Genomic DNA, 17,201 nt, shown 5'->3' on the forward strand with positions numbered 1-17,201 from the left:
TTCAGACTCTTAGTGCTGGGTCAGGTGTTATTGCGCAACCGCTTCCAGTTCAATTAACGCGAGGTCTTTTTTACGTAATACCAGGCTCACGCGCCGGGTCTCAATATGAATAGGATCGCCCAGCGGCGCCACGCGTACGACATGAAACGAAGAGCCGGGCAACATTCCCAGGGAGAGCAGTTTCTGCCGATAAGCCGGGCTAATATCGCGGGAAAAACCGGTGATTTTCCACGCACTATCAGGAGTGAATTGCATAGGGCCTACTTGTTATCGCTAACCGAAAAGAGAATTTCCAGGCGCGGCTATTAAAGCGGCGCTGGGGACTATAGCCAACGAAGAAGAATAAAATTTAACTGATAACGATGATAATGAGAATGGTTTGTATCATCAATACATGACAAGGATAATAAATGCGGTTTTCCTGGGAATTTGCTTATTTTTTGATATGACGCAAGAACCCTGTTGTAGTCAAAAATAAGGGAAAAATTAATTTCTTCATTTAATGTTTAATAAAGGTTTCATTAGTTAACAGAATGAAACTTTATAAATTTCGAACTTATTGAAAGGTTACTGGAATATATTAATCGAGGCTCAGGCATTAAAAAGCGGAAAATTGCCCCTCGTATAGAGGGGCAGGGAAGGATTAACGTTTTTTTCCCATCGCGGCGGCTAGCGCATCCATCATCGCGCTGTTGCCGGCTGGCTGAGCATCGCGACCGCGCGGCTTCGCCGCTTTTGCCGCCGGGCGGTTACCCTGCGGGCGATCGTTGCCGCCGCCGCGGCGCGCGTTGCTGTCGCCCGGTTGTTCATCCAGGCGCATCGTTAACGCGATGCGTTTACGCGGCAGGTCCACTTCCATCACCTTCACTTTGACGATATCGCCCGCTTTGACCACGGTATGCGGGTCTTCAACGAACTTATTCGACAGCGAAGAGATATGGACCAGGCCATCCTGGTGCACGCCGATATCGACGAAGGCGCCAAAGTTGGTAACGTTGGTGACCGCGCCTTCCAGAATCATCCCCGGCAGCAGGTCGTTCATCGTCTCAACGCCGTCGGCGAACTGGGCGGTTTTAAACTCAGGGCGCGGATCGCGGCCCGGTTTTTCCAGCTCTTTGATGATATCGGATACCGTCGGCACGCCGAACTTATCATCGGTAAAATCAGAGGCTTTCAGGTTGCGCAGCTCGCTGCTGTTGCCCATCAGATCTTTCAGCGCCTGCTGGGTTGCGGCCAGAATACGCTCGACCACCGGGTAGGCTTCCGGGTGAACGGTTGAGGCGTCCAGCGGGTTATCGCCGTGGTTAATACGCAGGAAGCCTGCGCACTGCTCAAAGGCTTTCGGCCCCAGACGGCTTACCTTCAGCAACTGCTGGCGGTTATGGAACTGGCCGTTCTCGTCGCGCCAGGCGACGATATTCTGCGCCATCATGCGGGTCAGGCCGGCAACGCGGGTTAACAGCGCCACCGAGGCGGTGTTAAGGTCAACGCCGACGGCGTTAACGCAGTCTTCCACCACCGCATCCAGCTTACGCGCCAGCTGCGTCTGACTAACGTCATGCTGATACTGACCGACGCCGATTGATTTCGGATCGATTTTCACCAGCTCGGCCAGCGGATCCTGCAGACGGCGGGCGATAGAGACCGCGCCGCGTAGGGAAACGTCGAGGTCCGGGAACTCCTGCGCCGCCAGTTCGGAAGCCGAGTAGACCGATGCGCCGGCTTCGCTGACGATCACTTTCTGGGCGGTTACTTTCGGGAACTGTTTTTGCACGTCGAGGAAGAAACGCTCGGTCTCGCGGGAAGCGGTACCGTTGCCGATAGCCACCAGCTCAACGTTATGTTTCTCGCACAGCGCCGCGACGACGACGGCGGCTTTAGCCGCCTGGCCGGTGTGCGGGTAGATGGTATCGGTGGCCACCAGTTTGCCGGTGCCGTCGACTACCGCCACTTTTACGCCGGTACGCAGGCCCGGATCGAGCCCCATGGTGGCGCGCAGGCCGGCAGGCGCGGCCATCAGCAGGTCATGGAGGTTACGGGCGAATACGTTAATCGCTTCGTCTTCCGCGCGTTCGCGCACGGTGCCCATTAATTCGGTTTCGAGGTGCATCAGCACCTTGATGCGCCAGGTCCAACTGACGACGCCTTTGCGCCAGCTGTCCGCCGGGGCATTATTCAGGCGCAGGCCGAGATGATCGATAATGATCTGCTCGCAGTGGCTCTCTTTCGGCGGCTCGTCAAACTGCGGGTCGGCGTTGAGCGACAGCTGCAGCACGCCCTCATTGCGCCCGCGGAACATCGCTAGCGCGCGGTGCGACGGCACGGAAGCGATCGGTTCATGGTGGTCGAAGTAATCGCGGAATTTAGCGCCTTCTTCTTCCTTGCCGCTGACGACGCTGGCCACCAGGTGGGCGTTTTTCCACAGATAATCACGCACCTTCGCCAGCAGGGCGGCGTCTTCCGCGAAACGCTCCATCAGAATATAGCGCGCGCCGTCGAGAGCGGCTTTACTATCCGCCACGCCTTTATCGGCATCGATATAGTTTGCCGCTTCGGTTTCCGGATCGTGGGAAGGCTCATTCCACAGCAGATCGGCCAGCGGTTCGAGACCGGCTTCAATAGCGATTTGCCCACGGGTGCGGCGTTTGGGTTTGTACGGCAGGTAGAGGTCTTCGAGCTCGGTTTTGCTGAGGGTGGCGTTGATGGCTTTTTCCAGCGCTTCGCTGAGCTTGCCCTGTTCGCCGATCGATTTGAGGATCGCCTGGCGGCGGTCTTCCAGTTCGCGCAGATACCCGAGGCGAGTTTCCAGATTACGCAGCTGCGTGTCATCCAGACCGCCGGTGACTTCCTTACGATAACGTGCAATAAACGGCACGGTGTTCCCTTCATCAAGCAGGCGAACGGCAGCTTCTACCTGTTCGGCTCTGGCCTGAAGTTCACCCGCAATAATGCGGCAGAGCGAATCATTCATCATCGGTTTTATTCATCATTAGGGTCAAAAATCAGGGGATAGTTATACGGGGTGACAGGCTAAAATGCCAGCCGCGACCGGGTTCTCTCGGAATGTTCCGGCGCTATTTCACGTATTCAATTTCATTGACGTACCAGCTGGCTTCGCCCGCCGGAGTGTTAACGATAGCCAGGTCGCCCACCTCTTTCTTTAGTAAGGCGCGAGCCATTGGCGAATCGATAGAGATATAGTCTTTGCGGCCGAAGATTTCATCGTAGCCGACAATGCGAAAGCGCTTGGTATCGCCATTGTCGTTCTCGATTTCCACCCACGCTCCGAAGAACACTTTGCCTTCCTGCTGCGGGGAATAATCGACGATTTTGAGATTTTCCAGACACTTGGTGAGATAACGCACCCGGCGGTCAATTTCGCGCAGGCGCTTTTTATTGTACTGATAATCGGCGTTTTCGCTGCGGTCGCCAAGACTCGCCGCCCAGGTCACTTTCTTGGTGACTTCCGGGCGCTCTGTACGCCACAAGTAATCCATCTCTTGCTTCAGTTTTTCATACCCTTCACGGGTGATCAGCGGCGTTTTCATCTGTGGTTCATCCAAAATAATCTCGTCCCGCCGTACCTTAACCAGCCGTTTCGGCAAGGTAAAGCTCCAGGCGCAGAAATCACGGCTACTGGCTGCGGGTAAAAATGGTAATCACCTGATCAATATGATTTTTCATTGCTTTCTTTGCCGCACGGACGTCGTGGGCCTCAATGGCTTCAAGGATCGCGCGATGCTCTTGTTCCGAGCGATGCGGCATATCGTCCGGCGTATAGTGGCGCTGCAGCATGCGGAACATACTGCCGTAACGGTGGCCGAGTAGGTGGCCGATGATAAACGCGTACGCCGGGTTACCGCTGGCCTGAGCGATACGGATATGGAACAGGCGATCGCCGGGATGGGTGGTTGAACCGGCACGGTTATCGCGACAGTTCTGTTCAAAGGCCTCGCGGATAGCGGCCAGCTCCTCGGGGCTGGCATGGCGCGCCGCCAGCGCGGCGGTTTCCGGTTCTATTAACAGACGCGCCTGCAGCAGAGAAAATGGCGGTAGTTCGGCGTTAAAATCGAGGTCTATGTTGAGTTCGTCGTCGATCTCCGTCCACTGGTCGCGACCGGCCTGCGCCATCACCGGCTCTTTGGTGGCGACGAGCGGCGTCTGCGATTTGACGATTACCCCGTTGCCGACGCGCACGTCCACCAGGCCAATCACCTCCAGCGCAATCAGCGCTTCACGTACCGATGCGCGGCTGACGTTCAACTGCTGGGCTAAATCTCGCTCAGACGGCAGACGGCTGCCGGGCGGAAATTCGTTGTTCTCAATTAATCGCTTGAGTTGGTCTGCTATCTGTCTGTAAATCCTTGGGTTTTCCAGTCTGGTAATCGGCATGTTTCACCTTTGCTCATGCGATAGACAGTGATAAAGCGCACAAATATTGGTCAGCACACTTGAGTGTTTGTTAGTCGAGTGTAATTAATTGGTTAACCAATGTGCCGTTTGTGGCCGTTTTTGCAACATATGAGCTTCACGATAGCGGGTTATGCCTGACTTGTCATGCGAAAGGTCAGGCCTTTGACTACCATCAATGGCCTGACCATTAGTCCTTTAGACCAGGGGAGAGAAATGGAACTAACCGGAAAACGCGTTCTGATTACCGCCGCAGGGCAGGGGATTGGCAACAGCTGCGCGCGGCTATTTGCCGCCGCTGGCGCGGAAGTGATTGCCAGCGATATCAACATTGCCGGATTGAGCGATATCCCCGGCGTACAGCCGCTGCAGCTGGATGTCACCCGCGCCGACGCCATTGCCGCCGCTGCGGAAACGCTGGGCCCGCTGGATGTCTTGTTCAACTGCGCCGGGGTGGTGCATAGCGGCAGCATTCTTGAATGTAGCGAGCGGGAGTGGCAGTTCGCTCTCGATCTGAATGTCACCGCCATGTTCCACACGATTCGCGCCTTTTTGCCGGCGATGATCGCCCGCGGCGGCGGCTCGATTATCAACATGTCATCGGTGGCTTCCAGCGTGAAAGGGGTACCAAACCGCTTCGCCTACAGCGCCAGTAAAGCGGCGGTCATTGGCCTGACCCGCTCGGTCGCCGCAGATTTCGTCACCCAGGGGATTCGTTGTAATGCGATTTGTCCGGGCACCGTCGATTCACCATCGCTGCGTGGACGTATTGCCGAGCAGGCTCGCGAACAAGGGTTGAGCGAAGAGGCGGTTTATGAGGCGTTTGTCGCCCGCCAGCCTATTGGCCGTATTGGCAAGCCGGAAGAGATCGCCCAGCTGGCGCTGTATCTGGCTTCCGACGCCAGCGCTTACACCACCGGTACGGTACAGATTATTGACGGCGGCTGGAGCAACTAACCGCGCGGCGCTTTATTTCACTATCAGGAAAACGCATGAAATTACTCCGTTTTGGCAATCCCGGCAGCGAGCGTCCGGGCGTACTCGACAACGACGGTCGCCTGCGCGACCTATCGAACTATGTGACCGATCTGCGCGGCGACGCGCTGCAGCCGGAAAGCCTGGCGCGTCTGCGGCAGCTGGATCTCTACAGCCTGCCGCTGGTAGAGGGTAATCCGCGTATCGGCGCCTGCGTTGGCGGTATCGGCAAGTTTATCTGCATCGGCCTGAACTACGCCGATCACGCCGCAGAGACCGGCGCCGATATTCCGCAGGAACCGGTGGTATTCAGTAAGTGGACCAGTGCGGTGGTCGGGCCGAACGATAACGTGATTATCCCGCGCGGTTCGCAAAAGACCGACTGGGAAGTCGAGTTAGGGGTGGTGATTGGTAAAGGCGGGCGCTATATCGACGAGCGCGACGCCATGCAGCACGTTGCTGGCTACTGCGTGATTAATGACGTCTCCGAACGTGAGTATCAAATCGAGCGCGGCGGCACCTGGGATAAAGGCAAAGGCTGCGACACGTTCGGGCCTACCGGCCCCTGGCTGGTGACCGCCGATGAAATACCCGACCCTAACTCCCTTAACCTGTGGCTGGAGGTTGACGGCAAACGCTATCAGGACGGCAACACTCGCACCATGATTTTCAAAGTGCCCTATATCATCAGCTACCTGAGCCGCTTTATGAGCCTGCAGCCGGGCGATGTCATCTCTACCGGCACGCCGCCGGGGGTGGGTATGGGCCAGAAACCGCAGCCGGTCTATCTACGCGCCGGCCAGACTATCCGTCTGGGCATTGAAGGGTTGGGCGAACAGCAGCAGCTGACCGTGGAGGACAAATAATGACGCAAATTACCGCCCTGCGGGTAGAGGATATCCGCTTTCCCACCTCGCAGCAGTTGGACGGCTCCGATGCGATGAATCCCGACCCGGATTACTCCGCCGCCTACGTGATCCTCGAAACCGACAATCCGCAGCTCACCGGTCACGGGCTGACCTTCACCATTGGCCGCGGCAACGAAATTTGCTGCGCGGCGATTCAGGCGCTGGAGCATTTAATCGTCGGCGAGCAACTCGAGACGATCGCCGCCGATATGGGCGCCTTCTGGCGGCGCTTTACCAGCGATAGCCAGCTGCGCTGGATTGGCCCGGACAAAGGGGCGATTCACCTGGCGACCGGCGCGGTGGTCAATGCGGTGTGGGATCTGTGGGCGAAGGCCGAAGGCAAACCGGTCTGGCGACTGGTCGCCGATATGAGCCCGGCCGAGCTGGTGCGCTGCATTGATTTTCGCTACATCACCGACTGCATTACCCCGGAGGAGGCGTTGCGCCTGCTGGAAAGCCGTGAGGAGGGCAAAGCCCAGCGGCTTGAACAGCTACAGGCGCAGGGTTATCCGTGTTACACCACGTCAGCGGGCTGGCTGGGATACGGTGATGACAAACTGCGTCGTCTTTGTCAGCAGGCGGTGGACGCCGGTTTCTCGCATATCAAGCTGAAGGTTGGGCGCGATATTGAAGATGACATCCGCCGCGTGCGCATTGCCCGTGAAGTGATTGGCCCCGAGCGGAAACTGATGATTGACGCCAACCAGGTATGGGAAGTGGACGCCGCCATTCCATGGGTCAAAGCGTTGGCCTTCGCCAACCCGTGGTTTATCGAAGAGCCGACCAGCCCGGATGATATCGAAGGTCACCGCAAGATCCGCGAGAACATCGGCGCGGTGAAGGTCGCCACCGGCGAGATGTGCCAGAACCGGATTATGTTCAAACAGTTCATTATGCGCGGCGCGATTGACGTGGTGCAGATCGATGCCTGCCGGTTAGGCGGCGTCAACGAAGTGCTGGCGGTGATGCTGATGGCGGCGAAGTACAACCTGCCGGTTTGCCCGCACGCCGGCGGCGTCGGACTGTGCGAATACGTCCAGCACCTGTCGATGATTGACTACCTGTGCATCGCCGGTACCCATGAAGGGCGGGTGATCGAGTTTGTCGACCATCTGCACGAGCACTTCCTGCACCCTTGCGAAATCCGCGGCGCAGCTTATATGCCGCCGCAGGCGCCGGGCTACTCGATTGAAATGCATCAGGCTTCTATCGAGCAGTACCGCTACCGTGGAGAAGCGCATGTTGCGCATTGATGCCCACCACCACTACTGGCGCTATCAGCCACAGGATTACCCGTGGATTGATGACGACATGCCGCAACTGCGCCGGGATTTTTACCCCCCGCAGCTCCAGCCGCTGCTGGCGCAGCACCGGCTCGATGGCGCGGTGGTGGTGCAGGCGCGTCATGACGAAAACGAAACCGCCTGGCTGGTGGCGCAGGTTTCTCAGGCGGTTGGCGTATGCGGCGTGGTGGGCTGGCTGGATATTACCGCCGCGGATCTCGAGGACAAGCTGACGCAGTGGCGCGACCAGCTGTGCGGGTTGCGCCATCAGGTACAGGATGAAGCCGACCCGGCAGCGTGGCTTGAGCGCGAGGCGGTCTCGCGAGGAATGCAGCAGTTGCAGCGCCAGGGCTATAGCTGGGATCTACTGGTTACCCATCGTCATCTCGCGGCGGCGGCACGCTTTGCCGCCCGCCACGATGATCACTGGCTGGTACTCGACCATTTCGGCAAGCCGGATATCGCGCGCGGCGCGGCCCACTGGGCCGAACAGGCGAGGCCGCTGGCCGCATTACCGCATGTGGTGGGCAAACTTTCCGGCCTGGTGACCGAAGCCGGGCGCGGATGCTGGACCGAGCAGCAACTGCTGCCTTTCTTCGACGCCGCGCTGGAGTTGTTTGGCCCGCAGCGGCTGATGTTTGGTTCCGACTGGCCGGTATGCCTGCTGGCGGCGGAGTACCACCAGGTTTACCAGCTGTGCGAAACGGCGCTGGCCCCGCTGACGGAAACGCAGCGGTCAGCTATCTGGGGCGGCACTGCCTGTCGGGTTTATGGTTTAACGGAGGCGAAGCGTGGATCTATTTCTTAAAGACAAAGTGGTTATCGTCACCGGCGGCGGCTCGGGGATCGGCGCGGCCGTGACGCAACTGCTGGCGGAAGAGGGCGCGGTGCCGGTCATCGTCACTAATGCCCAGCCAGAGCAGGGGTTTATGGATGGGCTGAAGCAAATCGCGCCGCAAAGTGAGCTGATTATCGCCGACCTGTGCCAGGAGGCTGAATGTGCCGCGGCGGTAGGCCAGGTGCTGGCGCGCTTTGGCCGCATTGATGCGCTGGTGAATAACGCCGGAGTGAACGATGGCGTAGGGCTTGAGGCCGGGCGTGAGGCGTTTCTCGGATCGCTTGAGAAAAACCTGATCCACTACTACCAGATGGCCCACCTGTGCCGCGAGGCGCTGGAGGCGGCGCGGGGCGCTATCGTCAATATCGCCTCGAAAACCGCGCTCAGCGGCCAGGGCGGCACCAGCGGCTATACCGCGGCGAAAGGGGCAGTGCTGGCATTAACCCGTGAATGGGCGGTATCGCTGCGCGAGAGCGGCGTGCGGGTTAACGCGGTGGTACCGGCGGAAGTGCTGACGCCGCAGTACCAGCGCTGGATAAATACCTTCCCCGATCCACAGCGGCAGATGGCGGCGATTAACCAACGCATTCCGCTGGGCAAACGCATGACCACGCCGGAAGAGATCGCCAATACCGTGGTGTTTCTTATCTCCTCGCGCGCGTCGCACACTACCGGGCAGTGGCTGTCGGTAGACGGCGGGTATTTGCATCTCGACAGGGCGCTGTCATGAGCGCCGCGCGGCGGCTGTGTCAGGCGCTGGATTTAGTCGATTCGGCGGAGAAAATTGCCGAATACCAGCGTCTGCATGAACGTATCTGGCCGGAAGTCGCCGGGCATCTACGCGACCATGGCGTGCTGGATATGGAGATTTACCGGCTCGGCACGCGGCTGTTTATGGTGATGGAGGTCACCGGGGATTTCGATGGCGAACGCTTTGCTCAACACAGCCTGAACCACCCGGTCATTCAGCGTTGGGAAGCGCTGATGTGGCAATACCAGGTTCCCACCCCCTGGACGCCGGCAGGCGAAAAATGGGTGTCGATGGAGCGCATATTCTCTTTGCAGGATCAATAAAACAACTCTGTACTCTACTGAGGATCTCACCATGCTAGTGAATAAAACGGCGGAGCCGCTGGCGGCCCGCGCCGGGGCGACCCCTAATCTGCGCTGGGCATTTATGCTGGTCACCAGCCTATTCTTTATGTGGGGGCTCTCTTACGGCCTGCTCGATGTTCTCAATAAACATTTTCAGGAGACTCTGCACGTCACCAAAGCGCAGTCCGGTTTACTGCAGGCGGCCTATTTTGGCGCCTACTTCCTGGTGGCGCTGCCCGCCGGCTATTTTATGGATAAACGCGGTTATAAAGCGGGGATCCTGGTCGGTTTGTGCCTGTATGCGCTTGGCGCGCTGCTGTTTGTGCCGGCGGCGAGCGTGAATAGCTTTGTGCTGTTCCTCTTCGCACTGTTTGTGATTGCCTGCGGATTAGGCTGCCTTGAGACCGCGGCGAACCCTTATGCGACGGTACTTGGCGACAGTAAAGGCGCCGAGCGGCGGTTGAATCTGGCGCAGTCGTTTAACGGACTGGGGCAGTTTATTGGCCCGCTGATCGGCGGCACGCTGTTCTTTTCAGCCACTCAGAGCAATACCGGCGACCAGAGCTCGGTAAAAATCACCTATGTCGCTATCGCCGTACTGGTGCTGGCTATCGCGCTGCTATTCCGCCGCACGCCGATGCCGGATATTCGCGAGGATGAGGGCAGTCAGCAAGAAGCGGCACAGGGGCTGTGGCAGCATCGCCACTTTACCGGCGGGGTCATCGCCCAGTTCTTTTACGTTGCCGCGCAGGTCGGCGTGGGGGCGTTCTTTATCAACTATGCGACCGAGCACTGGCATGGCGTGACAAACCAGCACGCTTCCTATCTGCTGTCGATTGCGATGATTAGCTTTATGGTCGGTCGTTTCTTCAGTACCTGGCTGATGGGGCGGGTGCAGGCGGCGACGCTGCTGATGGTTTACTCGCTGGTCAATATCGTGCTCTGCGGTTTGGTGATGATGAGCATTGACGGCGTGTCGGTGGTGGCACTCATTGCGGTCTTCTTTTTTATGTCGATTATGTTCCCGACCATTTTCGCGCTGGGCGTTAAAAACATGGGCAGCCATACCAAACGCGCCAGCTCGTTTATGATTATGGCCATCGTCGGCGGGGCGATTATGCCTTACTTCATGGGGGCGCTGGCCGACCGCTACAGTACCGCGTTGGCCTATGGGTTGCCGCTGCTATGCTTCCTGGTGGTGCTGTGGTACGGCATGAGCCAACGACGCGCGTAAGCGGCAAAATTAGCTAAAAAGGCGGAGGAGACCCTCCGCCTTTTTCTTTTTTGTCGCGCCGGTGGTAAATTTTGCTCAGAATGACGGGTTTACCCTAAATAATTCGAGTTGCAGGAAGGCGGCAAGAGTGTGAATCCCCGGGAGCATAGATAACTATGTGACTGGGGTGAGCGCACGCAGCCAACGCACGTGCAACTTGAAGAATGACGGGTATAAATTGCTGTTTAATATGCTTTGTAACAATTTCGACTAGAATATATACCAGATTTGGCTGGTCGTATTAGCGTGGGTTTTTAAGAATACGCACTAACGATTGCAGTGAACCTTTGGGAGTACAAACAATGCAAGAGAATTATAAGATTCTGGTTGTGGATGACGATATGCGCCTGCGCGCGCTGCTGGAACGTTATCTGACCGAGCAGGGCTTCCAGGTTCGTAGCGTGGCGAACGCCGAACAGATGGATCGCCTGCTGACCCGTGAATCCTTCCACCTGATGGTGCTGGATCTGATGCTGCCGGGCGAAGATGGTTTATCTATCTGCCGCCGCTTGCGTAGCCAGAGCAACCCGATGCCGATCATTATGGTGACGGCGAAAGGGGAAGAAGTGGACCGTATCGTGGGCCTGGAAATCGGCGCCGATGATTACATTCCTAAACCGTTTAACCCGCGCGAACTGCTGGCCCGTATCCGCGCCGTGCTGCGCCGCCAGGCGAACGAGCTGCCGGGCGCGCCATCGCAAGAAGAAGCGGTGATTGCTTTTGGCAAATTTAAACTGAACCTCGGCACCCGCGAGATGTTCCGTGAAGATGAGCCGATGCCGCTCACCAGCGGTGAGTTCGCGGTATTAAAAGCACTGGTTAGCCATCCGCGTGAACCGCTGTCCCGCGATAAGCTGATGAACCTTGCCCGCGGCCGCGAGTACTCGGCGATGGAGCGTTCCATCGACGTACAAATCTCCCGCCTGCGCCGCATGGTGGAAGAAGATCCGGCGCATCCGCGCTACATCCAGACCGTTTGGGGACTGGGCTACGTCTTCGTGCCGGACGGTTCTAAGGCATGAAGCGCGTGCGTTTTTCGCCGCGAAGCTCATTTGCCCGCACCCTGTTACTGATCGTCACCCTGCTGTTCGTCAGCCTGGTGACGACTTATCTGGTGGTGCTGAATTTCGCGATCCTGCCGAGCCTGCAGCAGTTTAATAAGGTGCTGGCATACGAAGTCCGTATGCTGATGACCGATAAACTGCAGCTGGAAGACGGCACCCAACTGGTGGTACCGCCGGCGTTTCGCCGCGAAATTTACCGCGAGCTGGGGATTTCGCTCTATTCCAATGAGGCGGCGGAAGACGCAGGCCTGCGCTGGGCGCAGCATTATGAATTCTTAAGCCAGCAGATGGCGCACCAGCTTGGCGGGCCGACCGAAGTGCGGGTTGAGGTCAACAAAAGCTCGCCGGTGGTGTGGCTGAAGACCTGGCTTTCGCCGAATATCTGGGTGCGGGTGCCGCTGACTGAAATCCATCAGGGCGATTTCTCGCCGCTATTCCGTTATACGCTGGCGATAATGCTACTGGCCATTGGCGGCGCGTGGCTATTCATCCGTATCCAGAACCGACCATTGGTCGATCTGGAGCACGCCGCGTTGCAGGTCGGGCGTGGGATTATTCCGCCGCCGCTACGCGAATACGGCGCGTCGGAAGTGCGTTCGGTGACCCGCGCCTTCAACCATATGGCCGCCGGGGTCAAACAGCTGGCGGACGACCGTACGCTGCTGATGGCCGGGGTCAGCCACGATTTGCGCACGCCGTTGACGCGGATCCGGCTGGCGACGGAGATGATGGGCGAACAGGACGGCTATCTCGCCGAGTCGATCAATAAAGATATCGAAGAGTGCAACGCCATCATCGAGCAGTTTATTGATTACCTGCGCACCGGCCAGGAGATGCCGATGGAGCTTGCGGATCTCAATGCCGTGTTAGGCGAAGTGATCGCCGCCGAAAGCGGCTACGAGCGGGAAATCGCCACCGATCTGCAGGCCGGAGAAATTCCGCTGCGCCTGCATCCGCTATCGATTAAACGCGCGCTAGCCAATATGGTGGTGAACGCCGCTCGTTACGGTAAGGGCTGGATTAAAGTCAGCAGCGGCAGCGAAGCCAGCCGTGCCTGGTTCCAGGTGGAAGATGACGGCCCGGGAATTAAACCGGAACAGCGCGAACATCTGTTCCAGCCGTTTGTGCGCGGCGATAGCGCCCGTAGCACCAGCGGCACCGGGCTGGGGCTGGCGATAGTGCAGCGTATTATCGACAATCATAACGGTCGCCTGGAGATTGGCACCAGCGAACGCGGCGGCCTGCTGATCCGCGCCTGGCTACCGATTCCGGTGCATCGCGCGCTGTCGCCGGCGAAGCCTGCGAAAGAGAGTTGAAATATAAAAAAGCCGGGCATCGCCCGGCTTTGTTGTCTCTGCGACCTGATTAACGCTTCGGACCGGCCGTAACCAGCGCAGCGCCGGCCGGGGTATCGGTATACTTCTCGAAGTTCTCAATAAACAGTTTCGCCAGCTGATCGGCTTTCTCCTGCCACTGCTCCGGAGAACCGTAGGTATTACGCGGGTCGAGGATATGGGTATCGACGCCCGGCAGCTCGGTTGGGATCTGCAGGTTGAACATCGGCAGGGTGAAGGTTTCGGCGTTATCCAGCGAACCGTCGAGGATGGCGTCGATAATCGCGCGGGTATCTTTAATCGAGATACGCTTGCCGGTACCGTTCCAGCCGGTGTTGACCAGGTAAGCCTGGGCGCCGGAAGCCTGCATGCGTTTTACCAGCACTTCAGCGTACTGCGTCGGGTGCAGCGACAGGAACGCGGCGCCGAAGCAGGCGGAGAAGGTTGGGGTCGGCTCGGTGACGCCGCGCTCGGTACCGGCCAGCTTGGCGGTAAAGCCAGACAGGAAGTGGTACTGAGTCTGGTCAGCGGTCAGGCGTGAAACCGGCGGCAATACGCCAAAGGCGTCGGCGGTCAGGAAGATAACCTTGGTGGCGTGACCGGCTTTCGACACCGGCTTAACGATATTTTCGATATGGTCGATCGGGTAGGAGACGCGGGTGTTCTCGGTCTTCGAACCGTCATCAAAATCGATGGTGCCGTCAGCCAGTACCACGACGTTTTCCAGCAGCGCATCGCGGCGGATCGCGTGATAGATATCCGGCTCGTTGGCTTCCGACAGCTTAATGGTCTTCGCGTAGCAGCCGCCTTCGAAGTTAAATACGCCGTCATCATCCCATCCGTGCTCGTCATCGCCAATCAGGCGGCGTTTCGGGTCGGTGGAGAGGGTGGTTTTACCGGTGCCGGACAGGCCGAAGAACACGGCGACATCGCCTTTTTCGCCGACGTTAGCGGAGCAGTGCATCGAAGCGATGCCCTGCAGCGGCAGCAGGTAGTTCATGATCGAGAACATCCCTTTCTTCATTTCGCCGCCGTACCAGGTGCCGCCGATAAGCTGGATGCGCTCGGTCAGGTTGAAAGCCACGAAGTTTTCGGAGTTCAGACCCTGCTCTTTCCACTGCGGGTTGGTGCACTTAGCGCCGTTCATGACGATAAAGTCCGGCTCGAACGCTGCCAGTTCTTCTTCGCTCGGGCGAATGAACATGTTCTTTACAAAGTGTGCCTGCCAGGCGACTTCAGTAATGAAGCGCACGCTGAGGCGGGTGTCGGCGTTAGCGCCACAGAAAGCGTCGACGATAAACAGGCGTTTGCCCGACAGCTGGTGAGTCACCAGGCCTTTCAGGTGCTGCCAGGTTTCCTGGGAGAGCGGCTTGTTGTCGTTCTTGCCATTGCCTTTATCAGACCACCACACGGTATCGCGAGTGGTATCGTCACGGACGATATATTTATCTTTCGGCGAACGGCCGGTGAAAATGCCGGTATCGACGGCGATGGCGCCAAGATTGGTTAATACGCCACGCTCATAACCTTCCAGTTTCGGGTCGAGCTCTTCCTGATACAGCGTATCGAAGCTCGGGTTGTGGACAATTTCCTGGACGTCATTGATACCGTAAGCCTTGAGATCCTGCGGGGTTAAACTATTAACGCGCATGTCACTGCTCCTTAGCCAATATGTACTGCTTTAAATTGTAGGGTTTCTTTCAGGGAATAGACCGCGACCAGGCTCATAGATTTACGTATCTCGACAAACGCCTTTCTTACGAAAAACACAGTGACTCCTGTCACGAAGTGCGCGTGATTATCTCAGGAAAACGGCCGTAGGTGGCGATAGATGTTTCCGAATGGTTAAAAAGTAATTAAAAAAACTGCTGAAATGTGAATGTAATCGCTTTCTTGAAAGAAAGTTACGTAACTCTTTCAGTGAAAATCGATTCAACACGCGGTCGAAATAGTTGACGCCAGGCGCGTCGGGTCAGAAAAACCCGGCAACGCCCGGCGAGAGGGCGATTAGTGTACCTGCGGATCCGCCGGCGAGGCGTTATTGCGGATCTCAGCGATATCCATCGCGTTAAACAGGTAATGATTACCGCAGTAGTCACAATGCATATCAATTTCGCCTTCGTCGGCGAGGATGCTGTCGACTTCTTCATCCGGCAGCGTCTTCAGCGCATCGGCGCAGCGCTGGCGAGAACAGGTGCATTTGAACTCGACGTCTTGCGGGTCGTATACCGTCACCTCTTCCTCATGGTACAGGCGCCATAATACATCGGTCGCCGGCAGGGTGAACAGCTCTTCCGCCTTGATGGTCTCGGTCAGGGTCGCCAGATGCTCGAAGTCGTTAAGCTGCGCGTCCTGAGCCGGCATCACCTGCAGCAGCATGCCGCCGGCTACCGCTTTACCGTCGTGCTCGCCGGTACGAATGAACAGACGAGTCGGCAGCTGTTCGGAACGCTGGAAGTAATCTTCCAGGCATGCCGCCAGGGTATCGCCTTCCAGGCCAACAACGCCCTGATAGCGCTCGCCTTCCTGTGGAGAGATGGTAATGACCAGGTAGCCGTTGCCGACCAGCGTTTTCAGGTCCGCGCCTTCCGGGATTTCGCCCTGAACGCGAGCGACGCCGCGCAGCTGCTGCTGATTATTGCCGTTGATCACCGCCAGCGAGAGCGGGCCGTCGCCCTGCAGCTGAACGGTAATATCTCCGGCGAACTTCAGCGTGGCGGTCAGCAGGCTGGTGGCGACCAGCAGCTCCGACAGCACGGTTTTCACCGGCTGCGGGTAGCTATGGTTGGCCAGGATCTGTTCCAACGTGTCCGATACGGTGACCAGTTCACCGCGCACGGCATAGTTTTCAAACAGATAACGATGTAATTGATCGTGTTGAGTCATAATCATCTCTCTTGCTGGCGGCAGCGCTATTCGCTGTCGCCGTGTTTAAATCTCATCAGGTCGCGGCGCTCTTTTTTGTCCGGACGTCTGTCTGGGTGCGGCATCGTTAGCGCATTCAGCTTACGCGCCAGCGCCACTTTTTCGCGTTTCTCGATACTCTCTGCCGTCTCTTCATAAAGCATGACGGCTTCGCTGGCTGGCCTGCGCTGTTCGGTAACGCTTTTGACGATAACGGTGCGCTCGTCGTTGCCCTGGCGCAGGGTCAGGGTGGCATTCAGCTCGACGATTTTGCTCGGCTTACTACGTTGTCCGTTGTAGTGCACCTTGCCGCCTTCAACCATCTCGCGCGCAATGGCGCGGGTTTTATAAAAGCGGGCTGCCCAAAGCCATTTGTCCAGCCTGACGCTTTCTGCGGGCTTATCTTTCATGGCCTCTCCTCCGGAGTCAGGGAAGGGATCAGCCGCCGGTAATCGTTCACGCCAGGATGGCGGGCATACTGTTTTTCCGCCAGGCCGGAATCCGGATTGGTGACGCCCAGGCAATAACGAATGCCGAACTGCGCCGCCGCGTCCAGGATAGCCTCGCTGTCATCGACAAACAGCGTTTTGCGCGCATCAAGGCCGGTTTCTTCCGCCACCGCGCGCCACAGGCGCTGATCCTCTTTCGGATAACCAAATGTGTGGGTGGAAAGTAATAAATCAAGGTGCGCGTCCAGACCGGTGTGCTTGAGCTTCACCGCCAGATTATGCGGGTGCGCGTTGGTCAGCAGGATGCGGCGCTTGCCGCTGGCCCGCAGCGCATCAAGGAATGGCACGGTATCTTCCCGCAGTTTTGCCCGCGGCCCCTGTTCGCTGGTCATCGCACAAATATCCAAACCCAGTCGCTCGCTCCAGTAATCAAGACAGTACCAGTTTAGCGTATGCTGCACGGCGTGATACTCCTGGTGCATTGCCGCTTTGGCTTCCTGCAGGTTGAGTCCGCGCGCGGCGCCCCAGGTTTCCGGGACCAGTTTTTGCCAGAAGTAGTTGTCGAAGGCGAGGTCGAGCAGCGTGCCATCCATATCCAGCAGAACGGTATCAACCTCCTGCCACGCGATATTGATTTGCATGGTGAGTCTCCAGCGAGGGGGAAATGC

At 57.8% G+C, this 17,201-nt stretch carries 17 protein-coding genes; 9 read left to right on the top strand and 8 right to left on the bottom strand.

Annotation, left to right across the window (positions count from 1 at the left end):
• Positions 1-27: 27 nt before the first annotated feature.
• The 4 genes from feoA to PGR29_RS18450 form a co-directional block, all read right to left on the bottom strand.
• Entirely contained in the window at positions 28-255 is a 228-nt protein-coding gene (gene feoA / locus PGR29_RS18435) for a ferrous iron transporter A (protein ID WP_015703677.1), read from the bottom strand.
• 388 nt (positions 256-643) lie between these two features.
• The gene (locus PGR29_RS18440) at positions 644-2,974 is read right to left on the bottom strand and encodes a Tex family protein (RefSeq protein WP_015703676.1); all 2,331 of its coding nucleotides are present in this window, start codon (positions 2,972-2,974) and stop codon (positions 644-646) included.
• A gap of 100 nt (positions 2,975-3,074) precedes the next feature.
• Positions 3,075-3,548, bottom strand: coding sequence for a transcription elongation factor GreB (gene greB, locus PGR29_RS18445; RefSeq protein WP_113373948.1), 474 nt, complete (start codon positions 3,546-3,548; stop codon positions 3,075-3,077).
• 85 nt (positions 3,549-3,633) lie between these two features.
• Positions 3,634-4,392, bottom strand: a complete 759-nt coding sequence (locus PGR29_RS18450; protein ID WP_015369365.1) for a FadR/GntR family transcriptional regulator — start codon at positions 4,390-4,392, stop codon at positions 3,634-3,636.
• Positions 4,393-4,626: 234 nt separating this feature from the next.
• Here PGR29_RS18450 and PGR29_RS18455 point away from each other — a divergent pair, with 234 nt between their 5' ends.
• The 9 genes from PGR29_RS18455 (at position 4,627) to envZ (ending at position 13,162) form a co-directional block, all read left to right on the top strand.
• Positions 4,627-5,367 (top strand): SDR family oxidoreductase, encoded by a 741-nt coding sequence (locus PGR29_RS18455; RefSeq protein WP_015703673.1) that lies wholly within the window; start codon positions 4,627-4,629, stop codon positions 5,365-5,367.
• A 35-nt stretch (positions 5,368-5,402) separates the two neighbouring features.
• Positions 5,403-6,251, top strand: a complete 849-nt coding sequence (locus PGR29_RS18460; RefSeq protein ID WP_316425079.1) for a fumarylacetoacetate hydrolase family protein — start codon at positions 5,403-5,405, stop codon at positions 6,249-6,251.
• Positions 6,251-7,546 (top strand): L-fuconate dehydratase, encoded by a 1,296-nt coding sequence (locus tag PGR29_RS18465; RefSeq protein WP_087859064.1) that lies wholly within the window; start codon positions 6,251-6,253, stop codon positions 7,544-7,546. The genes PGR29_RS18460 and PGR29_RS18465 overlap by 1 nt, the downstream gene beginning before the upstream one ends.
• A complete protein-coding gene (locus tag PGR29_RS18470; protein ID WP_316425080.1) occupies positions 7,533-8,384 on the top strand; it encodes an amidohydrolase family protein in 852 nt (283 codons plus the stop codon). Before PGR29_RS18465 ends, PGR29_RS18470 begins: the two co-directional genes overlap by 14 nt.
• The gene (locus tag PGR29_RS18475; protein WP_087859066.1) at positions 8,368-9,144 is read left to right on the top strand and encodes an SDR family oxidoreductase; all 777 of its coding nucleotides are present in this window, start codon (positions 8,368-8,370) and stop codon (positions 9,142-9,144) included. Before PGR29_RS18470 ends, PGR29_RS18475 begins: the two co-directional genes overlap by 17 nt.
• On the top strand, positions 9,141-9,488 hold the full coding sequence (locus PGR29_RS18480) for an L-rhamnose mutarotase (protein ID WP_316425081.1): 348 nt from the start codon (positions 9,141-9,143) through the stop codon (positions 9,486-9,488). The genes PGR29_RS18475 and PGR29_RS18480 overlap by 4 nt, the downstream gene beginning before the upstream one ends.
• 31 nt (positions 9,489-9,519) lie before the next feature.
• Positions 9,520-10,743 carry an L-fucose:H+ symporter permease gene (gene fucP / locus PGR29_RS18485; protein WP_316425082.1) on the top strand — a complete coding sequence of 408 codons (1,224 nt, stop codon included), beginning with the start codon at positions 9,520-9,522 and terminating at the stop codon, positions 10,741-10,743.
• Positions 10,744-11,084: 341 nt separating this feature from the next.
• Entirely contained in the window at positions 11,085-11,804 is a 720-nt protein-coding gene (gene ompR / locus PGR29_RS18490) for an osmolarity response regulator transcription factor OmpR (protein ID WP_001157751.1), read from the top strand.
• Positions 11,801-13,162 (top strand): two-component system sensor histidine kinase EnvZ, encoded by a 1,362-nt coding sequence (envZ, locus tag PGR29_RS18495; RefSeq protein WP_015369373.1) that lies wholly within the window; start codon positions 11,801-11,803, stop codon positions 13,160-13,162. The genes ompR and envZ overlap by 4 nt, the downstream gene beginning before the upstream one ends.
• Positions 13,163-13,211: 49 nt before the next feature.
• On the opposite strand, the gene pckA is transcribed toward envZ, so the two are convergent.
• The 4 genes from pckA to yrfG form a co-directional block, all read right to left on the bottom strand.
• Complete coding sequence (gene pckA / locus PGR29_RS18500; RefSeq protein ID WP_316425083.1) at positions 13,212-14,831, bottom strand: phosphoenolpyruvate carboxykinase (ATP); 1,620 nt, start codon at positions 14,829-14,831, stop codon at positions 13,212-13,214.
• Positions 14,832-15,187: 356 nt separating this feature from the next.
• Complete coding sequence (hslO, locus tag PGR29_RS18505; protein WP_015703666.1) at positions 15,188-16,066, bottom strand: Hsp33 family molecular chaperone HslO; 879 nt, start codon at positions 16,064-16,066, stop codon at positions 15,188-15,190.
• Between the two features lie 26 nt (positions 16,067-16,092).
• The gene (gene hslR, locus PGR29_RS18510; RefSeq protein ID WP_015369376.1) at positions 16,093-16,494 is read right to left on the bottom strand and encodes a ribosome-associated heat shock protein Hsp15; all 402 of its coding nucleotides are present in this window, start codon (positions 16,492-16,494) and stop codon (positions 16,093-16,095) included.
• Positions 16,491-17,174 carry a GMP/IMP nucleotidase gene (gene yrfG, locus PGR29_RS18515; protein ID WP_047047984.1) on the bottom strand — a complete coding sequence of 228 codons (684 nt, stop codon included), beginning with the start codon at positions 17,172-17,174 and terminating at the stop codon, positions 16,491-16,493. The genes hslR and yrfG overlap by 4 nt, the downstream gene beginning before the upstream one ends.
• Between the last annotated feature and the right edge of the window lie 27 nt (positions 17,175-17,201).

This window comes from Klebsiella sp. 141203, assembly GCF_032601985.1.
Lineage (GTDB): Bacteria > Pseudomonadota > Gammaproteobacteria > Enterobacterales > Enterobacteriaceae > Klebsiella > Klebsiella aerogenes.

Coding starts and splice junctions, on each gene's coding strand:
- ompR (WP_001157751.1), top strand. CDS start 11,085: ATGCAAGAGAATTATAAGATTCTGGTTGTGGATGACGATATGCGCCTG.
- greB (WP_113373948.1), bottom strand. CDS start 3,548: ATGAAAACGCCGCTGATCACCCGTGAAGGGTATGAAAAACTGAAGCAA.
- PGR29_RS18470 (WP_316425080.1), top strand. CDS start 7,533: ATGTTGCGCATTGATGCCCACCACCACTACTGGCGCTATCAGCCACAG.
- PGR29_RS18480 (WP_316425081.1), top strand. CDS start 9,141: ATGAGCGCCGCGCGGCGGCTGTGTCAGGCGCTGGATTTAGTCGATTCG.
- yrfG (WP_047047984.1), bottom strand. CDS start 17,174: ATGCAAATCAATATCGCGTGGCAGGAGGTTGATACCGTTCTGCTGGAT.
- feoA (WP_015703677.1), bottom strand. CDS start 255: ATGCAATTCACTCCTGATAGTGCGTGGAAAATCACCGGTTTTTCCCGC.
- hslO (WP_015703666.1), bottom strand. CDS start 16,066: ATGACTCAACACGATCAATTACATCGTTATCTGTTTGAAAACTATGCC.
- PGR29_RS18440 (WP_015703676.1), bottom strand. CDS start 2,974: ATGATGAATGATTCGCTCTGCCGCATTATTGCGGGTGAACTTCAGGCC.
- fucP (WP_316425082.1), top strand. CDS start 9,520: ATGCTAGTGAATAAAACGGCGGAGCCGCTGGCGGCCCGCGCCGGGGCG.
- PGR29_RS18455 (WP_015703673.1), top strand. CDS start 4,627: ATGGAACTAACCGGAAAACGCGTTCTGATTACCGCCGCAGGGCAGGGG.
- pckA (WP_316425083.1), bottom strand. CDS start 14,831: ATGCGCGTTAATAGTTTAACCCCGCAGGATCTCAAGGCTTACGGTATC.
- hslR (WP_015369376.1), bottom strand. CDS start 16,494: ATGAAAGATAAGCCCGCAGAAAGCGTCAGGCTGGACAAATGGCTTTGG.
- PGR29_RS18465 (WP_087859064.1), top strand. CDS start 6,251: ATGACGCAAATTACCGCCCTGCGGGTAGAGGATATCCGCTTTCCCACC.
- PGR29_RS18460 (WP_316425079.1), top strand. CDS start 5,403: ATGAAATTACTCCGTTTTGGCAATCCCGGCAGCGAGCGTCCGGGCGTA.
- PGR29_RS18450 (WP_015369365.1), bottom strand. CDS start 4,392: ATGCCGATTACCAGACTGGAAAACCCAAGGATTTACAGACAGATAGCA.
- envZ (WP_015369373.1), top strand. CDS start 11,801: ATGAAGCGCGTGCGTTTTTCGCCGCGAAGCTCATTTGCCCGCACCCTG.